The sequence below is a fragment of the Deinococcus aerius genome, assembly GCF_002897375.1.
Classification (GTDB): Bacteria; Deinococcota; Deinococci; order Deinococcales; family Deinococcaceae; genus Deinococcus; species Deinococcus aerius.
In genome coordinates this window covers 33,882-47,607 of the sequence record NZ_BFAG01000004.1, presented here as the reverse complement: position 1 = coordinate 47,607, position 13,726 = coordinate 33,882, and the positions used below count along the sequence as shown (strand labels likewise).

Annotated in this window: 12 protein-coding genes; 5 read left to right on the top strand and 7 right to left on the bottom strand. The window is 69.6% G+C overall.

The annotated features are described in order from the left end of the window. Positions 1–16 precede the first annotated feature (16 nt). Both DAERI_RS07070 and DAERI_RS07065 read left to right on the top strand, forming a co-directional pair. Complete coding sequence (locus DAERI_RS07070; protein ID WP_103128736.1) at positions 17–1,498, top strand: MDR family MFS transporter; 1,482 nt, start codon at positions 17–19, stop codon at positions 1,496–1,498. 174 nt (positions 1,499–1,672) lie between these two features. Beyond that, positions 1,673–2,587, top strand: coding sequence for a ferritin-like domain-containing protein (locus tag DAERI_RS07065; RefSeq protein ID WP_103128735.1), 915 nt, complete (start codon positions 1,673–1,675; stop codon positions 2,585–2,587). A gap of 1 nt (position 2,588) precedes the next feature. Here the strand turns inward: DAERI_RS07065 and DAERI_RS07060 are convergent, their stop codons facing one another. The 5 genes from DAERI_RS07060 to scpA all read right to left on the bottom strand — a co-directional run bounded on the left by DAERI_RS07060 (position 2,589) and on the right by scpA (position 8,139). Then, entirely contained in the window at positions 2,589–3,770 is a 1,182-nt protein-coding gene (locus tag DAERI_RS07060) for an RNA-guided endonuclease InsQ/TnpB family protein (RefSeq protein ID WP_235610302.1), read from the bottom strand. A gap of 193 nt (positions 3,771–3,963) precedes the next feature. Further along, complete coding sequence (gene meaB / locus DAERI_RS07055) at positions 3,964–4,929, bottom strand: methylmalonyl Co-A mutase-associated GTPase MeaB (protein ID WP_165794115.1); 966 nt, start codon at positions 4,927–4,929, stop codon at positions 3,964–3,966. Between the two features lie 22 nt (positions 4,930–4,951). After that, positions 4,952–5,368 carry a hypothetical protein gene (locus DAERI_RS07050; RefSeq protein ID WP_103128734.1) on the bottom strand — a complete coding sequence of 139 codons (417 nt, stop codon included), beginning with the start codon at positions 5,366–5,368 and terminating at the stop codon, positions 4,952–4,954. Between the two features lie 38 nt (positions 5,369–5,406). Further along, the gene (locus DAERI_RS07045; protein WP_103128733.1) at positions 5,407–5,916 is read right to left on the bottom strand and encodes a hypothetical protein; all 510 of its coding nucleotides are present in this window, start codon (positions 5,914–5,916) and stop codon (positions 5,407–5,409) included. A 72-nt stretch (positions 5,917–5,988) separates the two neighbouring features. Continuing rightward, a complete protein-coding gene (gene scpA, locus DAERI_RS07040) occupies positions 5,989–8,139 on the bottom strand; it encodes a methylmalonyl-CoA mutase (protein ID WP_103128732.1) in 2,151 nt (716 codons plus the stop codon). 129 nt (positions 8,140–8,268) lie between these two features. On the opposite strand from scpA, the gene rpe reads away from it, so the two are divergent. The 3 genes from rpe (at position 8,269) to nspC (ending at position 11,070) form a co-directional block, all read left to right on the top strand. Then, entirely contained in the window at positions 8,269–8,958 is a 690-nt protein-coding gene (gene rpe, locus DAERI_RS07035) for a ribulose-phosphate 3-epimerase (RefSeq protein ID WP_235610287.1), read from the top strand. Positions 8,959–9,076: 118 nt separating this feature from the next. Beyond that, on the top strand, positions 9,077–9,790 hold the full coding sequence (locus tag DAERI_RS07030) for a 2-phosphosulfolactate phosphatase (RefSeq protein ID WP_103128730.1): 714 nt from the start codon (positions 9,077–9,079) through the stop codon (positions 9,788–9,790). Between the two features lie 50 nt (positions 9,791–9,840). Beyond that, complete coding sequence (gene nspC / locus DAERI_RS07025; protein WP_165794114.1) at positions 9,841–11,070, top strand: carboxynorspermidine decarboxylase; 1,230 nt, start codon at positions 9,841–9,843, stop codon at positions 11,068–11,070. A gap of 13 nt (positions 11,071–11,083) precedes the next feature. Here the strand turns inward: nspC and DAERI_RS07020 are convergent, their stop codons facing one another. Next, positions 11,084–11,944, bottom strand: a complete 861-nt coding sequence (locus tag DAERI_RS07020; protein WP_103128912.1) for an SDR family NAD(P)-dependent oxidoreductase — start codon at positions 11,942–11,944, stop codon at positions 11,084–11,086. A gap of 230 nt (positions 11,945–12,174) precedes the next feature. Then, the gene (locus DAERI_RS07015; protein WP_103128728.1) at positions 12,175–13,443 is read right to left on the bottom strand and encodes a DUF4384 domain-containing protein; all 1,269 of its coding nucleotides are present in this window, start codon (positions 13,441–13,443) and stop codon (positions 12,175–12,177) included. Positions 13,444–13,726 lie beyond the last annotated feature (283 nt).

Sequence of the window (13,726 nt, the reverse complement as noted above, 5' to 3'; positions counted from 1 at the left end):
AGGAAAGAGGTCCCACGTGACGCACCCCGCCCAGCCCCATCCCCTGGCCCCCCGCGACCGCGCCGTGATCGCCATCCTGCTCGTCGCCACCTTCGTGGTCATCCTGAACGAGACGATCATGAACGTGGCCCTGCCCCGGCTGATGGCCGAACTGCGGGTGGACGCCCCCACCGTGCAGTGGCTCTCCACCGCCTTCATGCTGACCATGGCCGTGGTGATCCCCGTCACCGGGTTCCTGCTCCAGCGCCTGAGCACCCGCCGCGTGTTCTTCGCCGCCATGATCCTCTTCAGCGCCGGGACGCTGCTGGCGGGCCTGGCCCCCGGCTTCCCCGTGCTGCTGCTGGCGCGCATCGTGCAGGCCTCGGGCACGGCGATCATGCTGCCGCTGCTCATGACGACTGTTCTGACGCTCGTGCCGCCCGAGCGCCGCGGGGCCGTGATGGGCAACATCAGCATCGTGATCTCGGTCGCCCCGGCGATTGGGCCGACCCTCTCGGGCCTGATCCTCCAGGCGCTCTCCTGGCGCTTCCTGTTCCTGTTCGTGCTGCCGGTCGCGCTGGCGGTGCTGGCCTACGGGGCACGGGCGCTGGTAAACATCGGCGAGCCGCGGCGCCTGACCCTCGACGTTCTCTCTGTGCCGCTCTCCGCGCTGGGCTTCGGCGGGGTCGTGTATGCCCTGAGCCGTGTGGGGGAGACCCCGGCGGGGCTGGGGAGTCCGGCGGTCAGCGTTCCGCTGCTGGTGGGGGGCCTGTCCCTCGTGCTGTTCACCTGGCGGCAACTCGCCCTGCAACGGCGTGACGCTCCGCTGCTGGACCTCCGGGCCTTCCGCGCGCCGCAGTTCACGCTGGCCGTCCTGCTGATGATGGTCGCCATGCTGGCCCTGTTCGGCGGCGCGATCCTGCTGCCCCTCTACCTCCAGAACATTCGCGGCCTGAATTCGCTCCAGACCGGGCTGCTGCTCCTGCCGGGTGGCCTGCTGATGGGCCTGCTGGCACCCACCGTCGGGCGGCTCTTCGACCGCTACGGCCCGGCGTGGCTGGCCCCTCCCGGCGCGGCGCTGCTGACCTTCACCCTCTGGCAACTGGGCGGCATCACGGCGGATACCCCGGTCTGGACGCTGCTGACCCTGCACCTCGTGCTCAGCGTGGGCCTGGCTCTGCTCTTCACCCCCGTGTTCACCAGCGGGCTGGGCGCCCTGCCCATGTCCCTCTACTCGCACGGCAGCGCGATCCTCAGCACGCTGCAACAGGTGGCGGGTGCTGCCGGAACCGCCCTCCTGGTCACGGTGATGACGGGCCGCGCGGCTGGACTGCTGCGCGAGGGCGTCACGCCCCTGCTCGCGCAGACGGCGGGGTTGCAGGCCGCGTTCCTCGTGGGAGCGGGTATCGCCGTCCTCGCGGTCATCCTCGCCCTGTTCCTGCGCCGCCCCGCACAGGGGCCAGAAGAGGCCCCGTCCCACGCCGAAGGTGAGGCACCCGCCGCCCTCCCCACGCCCTGAAGTCGCAGCAGGCAGACGGGCCGTCCCGGGGGTGGGGCGGCCTTTTTTGGCATGGCGGTGAGAAGGCTCCCCATCACCCCCGCCGGGGCCGGTGATCCAAACGGTTCCCCACCGCATAGAGCCGGATGAACCGGTCAGAACGCCAAAACGCGCTGACCCTCACCGGAGGAATCTATGAGCGACGACCAGACCATCCACACCCCCGATGCCCAGACCCTCGACCGCCGCGCCGCGCTGGGCACCCTCGGCAAGTTCGGCCTGGGCGTCGCCGCCTTCGGCCTCGCCGGGACCCCGGCGCTCGCCGCGCCGATGAAGAACATTGACGTGGACGTGCTGAACTTCGCGCTCAACCTGGAGTACCTGGAGGCGGCCTTCTACCTCGCCGCTGTGGGCCGGGTGAACGAGCTGCGCGCCATCGGGGGCGGGGCGGAGATTCGCCTGCCCGCGGGCCTCGACCGCATGAGCGGGATGCAGTTCAAGGACTCGAACGTGCAGGCGCTGGCCCGCGACATCGCGGAGGACGAACTGGCACACGTGAAGTTCCTGCACGGGGCGCTGGGCAAGGCTGCCGCGCCGCGCCCGGTCCTCGACCTCTCGGGGGCCTTCGACGCCGCCGGGCAGGCCGCGAGCGGGGGCAAGATCAAGGGCTTCAACCCCTACGCGAACGACCTCTTCTTCCTGCACGGGGCCTTTATCTTCGAGGATGTGGGCGTCACCGCGTACAACGGCGCGGCCACCCTGATCACCAACCCCGCCTATCTCCAGGCGGCGGCGGGCATCCTGGCCGTCGAGGCGTACCACGGTGGGGCGATCCGCTCCATGCTGTTCCAGCAGCGGCAGGTCAGCGCGGCGGCCGGGCTGTACGTCGGGCAGGTCGTGCAGGCGATCAGCAACCTGCGCGGCAAGGTCGGCGGCGGCAAGGATATGGGGCTGACGGACGCGGCGGGGAACGCCGTGATCGCCCCGGCTGACAAGAACGGGGTCGCCTTCCCCCGCAGCACGCGCGAGGTGCTCAACATCGTCTACCTGGCTCCGGGCGCGCACAAGGGCGGCTTCTACCCCAACGGGCTCAACGGCAGCATTAAGTGAACTACCCCAGCCCGTGGGGGCGGGGCTTCTCGGGGCACGCAATCTCCGTTGAGATACGTTGAGCCACGAAAGCCTGTCCCAGGCTCAAGATGTTCTGCGCCGCGTTCACGTCCGCATTCTCGGTGTGCCCACAGCTCATACACCTGAAGTTCGCCTGTGTGACCCGGTTCCCCCGCTCGGTGTGTCCGCACACGCGGCACCGCTGCGAGGTGAATCGGGGGTCCACGGTGACGACTCTCCGGCCAGCCTCTGCCGCTTTGCTGGAGAGAAGTCGGAAGAACTGCCCCCAGCCCACGTCGTGAATCTGCCCGCCTAGGTTCCCCTGGGTCATGCCCTTCACGTTCAGGTTCTCGTGACAGATGAGGTCGTGATTCGTGATGAGCTTCTCCGCCTCTTCGTGATGCAGTTGAAGCCGCTGCCGTGCTGTCTTACGGTACAGCCTGGCGACCCGCTCTCTGGCCTTTCTGCGCCGATTGCTCCGCTTGTTCGGCTTGCGAGCGAGGGTACGTTGCGCCACCCGGAGTTTCTTGCTGGAACGCTGAAAGAACCTGTGGTTCTCGCAGAACTCCCCAGCCGACGTGACGTAGAACCACGTCGTCCCCACGTCAATCCCGACCTGTGAACCCGTTTCCGGCAACGGCTCCGCCTTCGGCACCTCGCAGGTCAGGACGGCGTACCACTCCTGCCCCTCCCACTTCACGGCCAGCGTCTTGAGCTTGCCTGCGAAGGGGCGGTGGAGCCTGAGGCGGACGTTGCCGATTTTCGGCAAGTACACATGCTTCCCGTCCCCGCTCACGCTGTTCTGTGAGGGCTGCGGATACGTAAGAGAGTCGTACCTGTCTCGTCCCCGGAACCTCGGGTATCCGGCGGTCTGTCCAGTCCTCACACGCCGGAAGAAGCCCTTGAAACTCTTGTCCAATCGCTTCGCCACGTCCTGCAAGACCTGAGCGTTCACCCCGGCGTATTCTGGCAGCGCGGCCTTCACTTCCGGCAGCGACTTCATCTGGTCGTAGGCCGTAAGGCTTTTGCCCGCCTTCCGGTACGCGCCCCGCCGTTCCTCCAGCATCCCGTTGTACAGGCGCTGGCAAAGTAGCAGGGTGCTTTCCAGCGCGGCAGTTTGCGCTTTGGTTGGGTACAAGCGATAGCGAAACGCCTTGAGCGTGGTACTTTCTATGGGCGTCACCTCCTCTACAGGTGATTGCCACGGCTCGGGGTGTTGCAAGCACCGCCGGGCCATTGCTCGTTTAGCCTAACACGTAACGCTTCAGCTTCGCCGCCCTGACCGGGCAGGGCCGTTATGTCTAAATCAGGGGCATTGCGGCCCCTTGGGTAGGAGACGGCAGGAAAAGGGCCGTTCCCGAGTGGGGCGGCCCTTCTCAGGGTTCCGAAGCGGGGGAGAGGAGCGCCCGCACACCCTGCACGGGCGTCAGCGTTCCGGCCAGCACCTCGGCCCGCAGCTTCCTCAACCGCCCGGCATCTACACCCGCCTGGAAGGTCCGCCACACCGCTTCCCGCAGCAATTCGTCGAACCAGAGGGCCGTCTGGGTCCGGCGCTTGGCCGCCACGTCCACGGCCTGCCGGTACTTGCCGACCGCCTCCCAGACTTCCCGAATGCCCGCCCCCGTGAGGGCCGAGGCTTGCAGGGCGCGGGGACGCCAGGGAGCCCCTTTTGGAGTCAGGAGTTTCAGGGCTGCCGTCAGTTCGGTTTGGGCACGGGTGGCGGCTTTCGGGTCCGTGTCCGCCTTGTTGACCACGCACAGGTCGGCGAGTTCCATGATCCCGCGCTTGATGCCCTGAAGCTCGTCCCCGGCGTTCGGCAGCGTCAGCAGCACGAAAAGGTCGGTCATCGCCGCCACCTGCGTCTCGCTCTGGCCCACGCCGACCGTCTCGACCAGGATCACGTCGTACCCCGCCGCCTCGCACAGGGTGATCGTCTCGCGGGTGCGCCGGGCCACCCCGCCGAGCGTGCCCCCGCTCGGGCTGGGGCGGATGTAGGCGTTCGGGTGGACCGTCAGCCGGGGCATCCGCGTCTTGTCCCCCATGATGGAGCCGCCCGTCCGCGCGGAGCTGGGGTCCACGGCGAGGACGGCGACCCGGTGCCCGGCTTCAGCCAGGTGCATCCCCAGCGCCTCGATAAAGGTGCTTTTGCCCACGCCCGGCACCCCCGTCAGGCCCACCCGGACGGAGCGGCCCGCAAAGGGCAGAACCTCGGCAAGGAGGGCTTGCGCCTGCGCCTCGTGGTCGGGGCGGGTGCTCTCGGTCAGGGTGATCGCGCGGGCGAGGGCCCGGCGGTTGCCGGAAAGGAGTGGGGCCGCGAGGGGATGGGCAGGCTCGGCGGTCACGCCCCGCAGGGTAGCAGGCGGCTCAGCAGCGCAGGTTGCCGGGCACGGCGCGCAGGTACGCCCTCAGCGGCGTCCCCATCCCCGCTGCCCGGAAGCCCGTTTCCCTCACCAGCCGCCCCCGCGCGTCGAAGGTTCCGCGCACATCCAGCACCCGCCCCGCAAAGCCCGTCTGCCGCACTGTGATCCCGGTCAGCCTCCCGGCCCGGTCGTAGCTCTGGGTCACGCTCAGGGTGTTGTCCGGGAAGCGGTGGCCGTGTTCGAGGAAGCGCACGTGGCCCCCCTCGTCGAGCTGGTAACGCGCGCCGCCCTGAACGCAGACACGAAGGCCCGCCACGCCGGGTGGAGGCGGGGCAGGCTTGAAGGTGGGGACGGGCGGCAGCTTGCCCGCGTGCGAGGAGGAAAGAACCAGGAGCAGCAGGACGGGGAGCAGGCGAACCACGCCCTGAATACGCCTGCCTCCCCGCCCCGGTTCCAAGTTCAGGACGGGCAACGGCCCAGGCGCAGCGAATTCGCGCTCAGTCCGCCCAGGTAACGCAGGTCGGCGGTGTAGCCGGGGCGGCGCGTGCCCGACTCGTAGAGCCGGATGCCCCGCGGGTCGTATTCGGCGGTGAGGTTATACAGCAGGCCCGAGAAGCCCGAGGCGCTGCCCGTCGCCAGCCGTAGCCGGCCCGCCGCGTCGTAGTAGCCGGTGAACTGCACCGAGTTGTCGGGCTGCTGACGGTTGTAGCGCACGATGCGGGGCGTGCCCCCCGGGTCCACCAGCACCGTCAGCAGCGGGCGGCCCGAGCGGTCGAGGCAGGTGGACGACACGGGCACCGACCGCAACGCCCCGCTGCGCTCCAGCAGCCGCACCTGCGCCGTCTCCCGCGCGACCTGCACCCGGGCTTCCTGAAGGGTTTCGGCCTGCCTCGTTTGCGCGTTCGTCTGGGCGAGGGCGGGGGCGAGCAGCAGGGGGACGAGGGACGCGGCCAGGGTGCGAAGATTCATAGTTCCTTGTATCGGGCGGGCGTGAGGAGGCCGGAGCGTGCGGTTAAGGACACGTTCATCCGGCCTTTTGCCTTACGGCGTCAACGGCGCCTCCCGCTGCCGCTCCCGCAGCAGCCCCAGCACCTCGCGCGCCGACTGGAGGATGGGCGTCCCCGGCCCGAAGATGCCCGCCACGCCCGCCGCTCTCAGGGCCGCGTAGTCCTGCTGCGGAATGACGCCGCCCGCGACGACCAGAATGTCGTCCGCCCCCTCGGCCCTCAGGGCCTGAACCAGTTGCGGGATGAGGGTCTTGTGCCCGGCGGCCTGGCTGCTCACGCCGATCACGTGAACGTCGTTCTCGACGGCCTGCCGCGCGGCCTCCTCGGGTGTCTGGAAGAGGGGACCCACGTCCACATCGAAGCCGAGGTCGGCGAAGCCCGTGGCGATCACCTTCGCGCCCCGGTCGTGCCCGTCCTGCCCCATCTTCACGACGAGGATGCGGGGGCGGCGGCCCTCCGTTTCCGCGAAGGCCTCGATCTCGGCTTGCAGGGCCGCGAAGCCCTCGTCGCCGTCGTAGCCCTGGGCGTACACGCCGGAGAGCGTGCGGACCTCCGCCTGATGGCGGCCCCAGACCCGCTCCAGCGCGTCGCTGACCTCGCCCACGGTGGCGCGGGCGCGCATGGCGTCCACGCTCAGGGCGAGGAGGTTGCCCTCTCCAGTGCGGGCGGCGTTCTCCAACGCGGACAGGGCCGCCCGCACCGCCTGCGGGTCCCGCTCGGCCTTCACCCGCGTAAGCCGCCTGATCTGGGCCTCCCGCACGGCGGCGTTGTCAATGTCCAGCACGTCCACATGGGTTTCGACCGTCGGGCGGTACTTGTTCACGCCCACGATCACGTCCTCGCCCCGGTCGATGCGGGCCTGCTTTCGGGCCGCCGACTCCTCGATCCGCAGCTTGGGCACGCCCGACTCGATGGCCTTCGCCATGCCGCCCAGCCCCTCGACCTCGCGCATAAGCTCGCGGGCCTTCTCCGCCAGGTCGTGCGTCAGCCGCTCCATCAGGTACGAGCCGCCCCAGGGGTCCACGACGTGCGGAATGCCCGTCTCCTCCTGAATGATGAGCTGCGTGTTGCGCGCGATGCGGGCGGAGAAGTCGGTGGGGAGGCCAATGGCCTCGTCGAAGGCGTTCGTGTGCAGGCTCTGGGTGCCGCCGAACACCGCCGCCATCGCCTCTATCGTGGTGCGGACGATGTTGTTGTAGGGGTCCTGCTCGGTCAGCGACCAGCCCGAGGTCTGGCAGTGCGTCCTCAGCGCGCGGCTCATCGGGTTCTTCGGACTAAACCTCGCCATGATCTCGTCCCACAGCAGCCGGGCGGCGCGGAGTTTGGCGACCTCGGTATAGAAGTTCATCCCGATGGCGAAGAAGAAACTCAGCCGGGGCGCGAACTCGTCCACGTCCAGCCCAGACGCCAGCGCCGCGCGCACGTACTCCAGCCCGTCCGCCAGCGTGTACGCCAGTTCCAGCGCCGCGTTCGCCCCCGCCTCCTGGAGGTGGTAGCCCGAGATCGAGATGGAGTTGAACTTCGGCATCTCCCGCGCCGTGTAGGCGATGATGTCCGCCACAATCCGCATGGAGGGCGTGGGCGGATAGATGTACGTGTTCCGCACCATGAACTCTTTCAGGATGTCGTTCTGGATGGTGCCGGAAAGCTGAGCGCGGGGCACGCCCTGCTCCTCGCCCGCCACGATGAAGGCGGCGAGGACGGGGAGGACGGCGCCGTTCATGGTCATGGAGACGGACATCTCGTCCAGCGGAATGCCGTCGAAGAGGATCTTCATGTCCTCGACGGAATCAATCGCCACGCCCGCCTTGCCCACGTCGCCCACGACGCGCGGGTGGTCGGAGTCGTAGCCCCGGTGGGTGGCGAGGTCGAAGGCGACGCTGAGGCCCTTCTGCCCGGCGGCGAGGTTGCGGCGGTAAAAGGCGTTGCTCTCCTCGGCGGTCGAGAAACCCGCGTACTGGCGGATGGTCCAGGGGCGGGCGGCGTACATGGTCGCGCGCGGCCCCCGGATGAAGGGGGGCAAGCCGGGCAGGGTGTCGGCTGGCACACCCTCCAGGTCGGCGGACGTGTACAGCGGCCTGAGGGTCAGGCCCTCGGGGGTCGTGCGGTTGAGGGTCTCGGGGTCGGCGCCGCGCAGGTCCTTGCGGGCGAGCGCCTTCCACGCGGACAGGTCGGGTGGGGTCATGGGAGGTCCTCCGTGTGCCGTCATGATGCCACGCGCGGGCCTAACGGGCGTTTGGTCTGTTCCCCGGTCTGTTTCATCCCCCCCATTGCGGCGCTGTTTCCTCTCAAAGTGAAGAATTACACTGTGGGAGTGATTCCACCAACTGAGGCTTCCGCGTCTCCCCCGGCGGGGCGGGTGAAACTGGCCCCCAGCCTGCTGGCCTGCGACTTCACGCGGCTCGGGGAGGAATTGGCCCGCATCGGGAGCGCCGACTGGGCGCACGTGGACGTGATGGACGGGCTGTTCGTGCCCAACATCTCCTTCGGGCTGCCCATCCTGGCGGCCGCCCGCCGCGCGAGCGCCCTCCCGATGGACGTTCACCTCATGATCGAGCGGCCCGAGCGGTATCTGCGCGACTTCGCCGAGGCGGGCGCGGACAGCCTGACGGTGCATGTCGAGGCCACGCCGCACGTCCACCGGGCGGTCGGGATGATCCGCGAACTCGGGAGGCGGGCGGGCGTGACCCTCAACCCCGGCACGCCGCTGGAGGCCGTGCGGCCCGTGCTGCCCGACGTGGACCTCGTCCTGGTGATGAGCGTGAATCCCGGCTTCGGCGGGCAGAGGTTCATTCCCGGGAGCGTCGAGCGGGTCCGCACCCTGCGGCGCTGGCTGGACGAGATCGGGAGCGCGGCGGACGTGCAGGTGGACGGCGGCGTGACCGCGCACAACGCCCGCGCCCTCGCCGACGCGGGCGCGACCGTTCTGGTGGCGGGGAGCAGCGTCTTCGGGCCGGATGGCCCCGAGGCGGGGCTCGCCCGGCTGCGGGAGGCCCTCGCTTGAGGGGGGTTCCGGGGCGGGCGGGCCCTTCCGGCGCTGTCCCGGGAAGGCCGGAGCGGAGCAGGCCCCGCCCCCCCGCCCGGAAGAGCCGCGTCCTTCTGCGGCCCTCCTCGGGGCCCCTATGAGGCTGCGCGTGGACCTCCTCCCGTACGGCGGCTATTCCGACGTGGTGCTCGTCGTGGACGTGCTGCGGGCGACGACCACGGCGGTCACGTACCTGGAGCGCGGGGCGGACGCGCTGCTCCTGACCGACACCCCGGAGGCCGCGCTCGCGCTGCGGGGGGAGGGGGTCGTGCTCGCCGGGGAGCGGGGCGGGCTGCCCATCCCCGGCTTCGACCTCGGCAACAGCCCGGTCGAGGCCGCCCGGCGGGACTTCGGCGGGCAGACCGTCGTGATGAACACGACCAACGGCACCGCCGCCGCCCACATCGCCGCGGGGACGGGGAAACACGTGCTGCTGGCCGCGCTCACCAACGCCCACGCCGCCGCGCGCCGCGCCCGCGCGCTCGCCCGCGAGGAGATCGCCATCGTCTGCTCGGGCACCGAGGAGCGGGTCGGGCTGGACGACGTGTACGCCGCCGGGGTCCTCGCCGAGTACCTGCTCGCGCTGGGGGGCTTTTCTATCGAGGACGGCACGCGGGTCGCGCTGACCATCCGCCGCAACGCCGGGAACCCCTTCGACACGCTGTCGAGCAGCGGCCACGGTGGGCATCTCATCGGCCTGGGGCTGGAGGAGGACGTGCACTACGCCGCGCAGATCAGCACGAGCCCCGTCGTGCCCATGCTCGACCGGGAGGGGAGCACACCCGAGGTGCTGCGCTTCGGAAGGGGGTGAGGCGCGCGAGGTGACGGTTGCCGGGCCAGGCACCCGCTACCCTGTCCCCCATGACCGTCTCCGACCTCCAGCTTCCCGCCGTGACGCCTACGGAGTCCATCGACTGGGCGGCCATCCCCAGCCCCGCCTTCGTCCTCGACGAGTCCCGGCTGAGGCGTAACCTCGCCCTGATCGGGTACGTGCAGCGCGAGAGCGGCGCGCAGATCATCGTGGCGTTCAAGGGTTTTGCGATGTGGAGCACGTTCCCCCTGCTGCGCGAGTATGGCATCACCGGCGCGACCGCCAGCAGCCTGAACGAGGCGATCCTGGCGCGCGAGGAGATGCGGGGGGAGGTTCACGTCTACGCCCCCGCCTACAGCGAGGAGGATTTTCCCCGCATCCTCGAACTCGCCGATCACCTCGTCTTCAACTCGTTCTCGCAGTGGGAGCGGTTCAGGCCGCAGGTGGAGGCTGCCCGCGCCGCCGGGAAGCAGCTCCACGTCGGCCTGCGGGTGAACCCCGAGTACGCGGAGGTCGAGACGGACCTGTACAACCCCGCCGGGCCGTTTTCCCGCCTGGGCGTCACACGGCGCGAGTTCCGCCCCGAACTGCTCGACGGCATCGACGGCCTGCACTTCCACACCCTCTGCGAGAAGGACTCCGACACGTTGGAGCGCACGCTGGAGGTCGTGGAGCGCAACTTTGGCGAGTTCCTGCCCCGCATGAAGTGGGTCAACTTCGGCGGCGGCCACCTGATGACCCGCGCGGGGTACGACATCGACCGCCTGATCCGGGTGGTGCGCGCCTTCCGGCAGAAGTGGGGCGTCCACGTGATTCTCGAACCCGGCTCGGCTTTCGGGTGGCAGACGGGCTGGCTCGTCAGCAGCGTACTCGACGTGGTGCACAACGTGAAGGACATCGCCATCCTCGACGTGTCGGTCTCCGCCCACATGCCCGACGTGCTGGAGATGCCCTACCGCCCGCGCATCCTGGGGGCCCGCGACCCCGGCGAGGGCGAGACCACCCACCGCGAGGCGAACGACTACGCCCCCGGCGATCACCCCTACATCATCGGCGGGACGACCTGCCTGGCGGGCGACGTGGTGGGCGAGTACGTCTTCGACCACGAGTTGCATGTCGGTGACCGCGTCGTGTTCGACGACATGATCCACTACACGATGGTCAAGACGACCTTTTTCAACGGCGTGAAGCACCCTGACCTCGGCATCCTGCACCTCGACGGGAGCTACGAGCGGGTGAAGACCTTCGGGTACGAGGAATTCAAGGCGAAGCTGAGCTGAGGGGCGGCCCCCGTCACTCCCCCTCGAACGAGGCGCGGGCGGACGGGGGCTGCCTGCCGTCGATGTCCGTGAAGCCGTACTCCTGAGCAAGTTCGGCGGCCACCAGTGTCTGCCCCGAGCGGGAGAGCACATCCGGGTCGGCGGCGAGGTGCGCGGCGGCCCGTCCCAGGAACTGAGGCGACTCGGAATTCGTGAAGTCGAAGGTGCCCTCCGGCGCGAGGAGCACGCCTTCGGTGCGGACGAGGCCGGGGTAGAGCGAGACGGCGCTCACCCCGTGCGGGCGGAAGTGGTTGGCGAACGCCTGCGCCATGCGGTCGTCCGCGTTCTTGGCGAGGAAGTAGGGAATGTTCTCGGTGCCCCGGTGCCGCATCCCGGCGAAGAAGCTGATGTTGACGACGAGGCCACGGGCAGCGATGAGCAGCGGCGCGGCCAGCGAGGTGGTGACGTAGTGGGCCCGCACCCCCGCCCCGAACATCTCGTCCCACAGCGAGAGGGGCTGTTCCCAGAAGGGGGCGTTCCACGTCTGCCCGCGCTCGTCCCAGAGGTGCAGGCCCTCGTAGCCGCCCCACACGTTGTTTACGAGGAGGTCGAGCTGTTCGTGATCCCCGGCGATCCGCTCGATCACCGCCCGCGTCTGCGCGTCGTCGCGGTGGTCACACTGCACGGCGACGCCTGAGCCGCCGAGCGCCGTCACGTCCGCCGCCGTCTCCTCCAGGCTGCCCGCCAGGAAGGGCATGTCGGGGCGCCGCCCGCTCAGGGTCCGGCCCGTCACGTAGACCGTCGCTCCCGCCTCGCCCAGCCCCAGGGCCACCCCCCGCCCCACGCCCCGGCTGGCCCCGGTGACCAGGGCGACCTTTCCCCCAAGTGCTGGCATGGGTCCCAGCATACCGGCCAGAACGAGAAACGCCCCCACCACTCCCGGCGGGGGCCGCTTCTCGTCGCTGATTCAAGAATTTGGGGCTGTGCGCTTGGGGGCGGGAATCACCACCCCCTCGCGCGCCGATTGGAACCCGGCCCGGGGGAAACGAAGCAAAGAGGGGCGCGGGAGGAAACAGGCCGGGGGTGGGGGAGAGGTGAGCCCAGTCACCCCCGGCGCGGGAAGTCTTACTTGCGGTACACCTTGGTCGCGCCGTTCACGGTGCGGATGCTGCCGCCCTCGAAGTCGGCGGCCCAGGCGCCATTCAGCAGGTACTGGTCACGGGTGGGGAAGCCCAGGAAGGAGCCGCTGCCGCCCAGGCCCTGATACGTCTTGAGAACATTGCCGGTCAGCCAGAAGGTGCCGTACTTCTCGGTGCCGTACAGCGCCCCGTTCTGGAAGAAGCCGTACAGGCCGCTGGTGCCGTAGCTGTTGCGGGGAATCACCTTCTCGTCGCCCGCCGCCCAGCCCAGCCGGGAGGGGGGCCGGATAGCGCCGTTCTCGGCCTGCGCCAGGGCGAGGTAACGCTCCAGCAGCATCCCGTGGACGGCGTAGGCCCGGCTGCTGCCGTTCGCATGGAGCAGCACGGCGTCCCCGTAGGCGCCCACACCCCGGAACTTCTGCCACAGGCCGTCGCCCCAGGCGGTCGCGTAGCTCGTCGCCTCGCCCAGCGACTCCTCGCCCTTCAGGCGGTCGTAGGCCTGCACCATCGCCTGGTCGAAGGCGCCGTCCTGCCGCTCGCCCGGCTGAATCCGCGTGACGGGCTGGGCGGGGGCGGGCTGCTGCGGCGCGGGCGGGCTGGGTTGTGCAGGCGTGGGCTGCCCGGGCGTCACCGTGACGGTGCCCGTCGCGCCGCCCCGGTTGGCAGGCGTGTTCCCCACCCGGAAGGTCGCCACGTCCGTCACCCAGCCGTCGGCGGGCAGCGGGTTCACCACGATGCTGAGCGCCCGGGCGAGGTTCTCCTGGCCCTGCACCTTGACGTCGGCAAAGCCCTGGTTCCCGGCGAACTCGGCGATGTCGTCGATGTTCAGCTCCCGCGTGCTGGCGAGCGCCAGGAGCTTGTCCTGCCCGTTGGGGCCGCCCACCGTCAGGGTGTACTTCGCGCCGCGGGCCGGGAACACCCGCGTCACGCCCGCCTGCACGAAGTTGCTCTCCTCGTAGTTGTTCGGGAAGAACAGGTCGATCTCGCCGTTCGCGTTCACGTTGAACAGGTACACGTAGGCGTCCTGGTTGGTCTTCAGGCCCACGCTGATGTTCTCGCCCTTGCGGTACACCGGGTTGCCGCGCCCGCTGGGGTCCCGGTTCACCCAGACCTGCACGCCCAGTTTCGTCTCGACCGGATTCACGATGATGCTCTGCGCGGTGATCTTGGCCGGACCCGCGCTCGCCGTCATGGCGGCCACGCTCAGCCCGAGCAGGGCCGTCACGGTCAACCTTCCCTTCGGATGGGTTCGCATCTGCTGCCTCCTTGTGATGGGCGCAAGGTAGGGGGCGAACCTGACGGGCCACTGACAGTGCGTCTCAGAAAACCTTGTGCTGCACGATGATGAATGCCTCTTCAAACCCTGGCGCGCAGGCTGGGCGCCGGGTGAGGCGGGCCTGATTTCGAGCTGATGGTCCGGGGGGCTGAGGAGGGGGAAGGCCGGGGTCCGGGCACTGCTTGGGGGGAAACATCCAGACTTCGGCGCTTGGCTGGGGGACCGTCGGGCCGGGCGGGCGAGGGTGGTGCGGCAGGGCTAT

Coding starts and splice junctions, on each gene's coding strand:
- DAERI_RS07030 (WP_103128730.1), top strand. CDS start 9,077: ATGAGGCTGCGCGTGGACCTCCTCCCGTACGGCGGCTATTCCGACGTG.
- DAERI_RS07045 (WP_103128733.1), bottom strand. CDS start 5,916: ATGAATCTTCGCACCCTGGCCGCGTCCCTCGTCCCCCTGCTGCTCGCC.
- DAERI_RS07065 (WP_103128735.1), top strand. CDS start 1,673: ATGAGCGACGACCAGACCATCCACACCCCCGATGCCCAGACCCTCGAC.
- nspC (WP_165794114.1), top strand. CDS start 9,841: ATGACCGTCTCCGACCTCCAGCTTCCCGCCGTGACGCCTACGGAGTCC.
- DAERI_RS07020 (WP_103128912.1), bottom strand. CDS start 11,944: ATGCCAGCACTTGGGGGAAAGGTCGCCCTGGTCACCGGGGCCAGCCGG.
- DAERI_RS07015 (WP_103128728.1), bottom strand. CDS start 13,443: ATGCGAACCCATCCGAAGGGAAGGTTGACCGTGACGGCCCTGCTCGGG.
- scpA (WP_103128732.1), bottom strand. CDS start 8,139: ATGACCCCACCCGACCTGTCCGCGTGGAAGGCGCTCGCCCGCAAGGAC.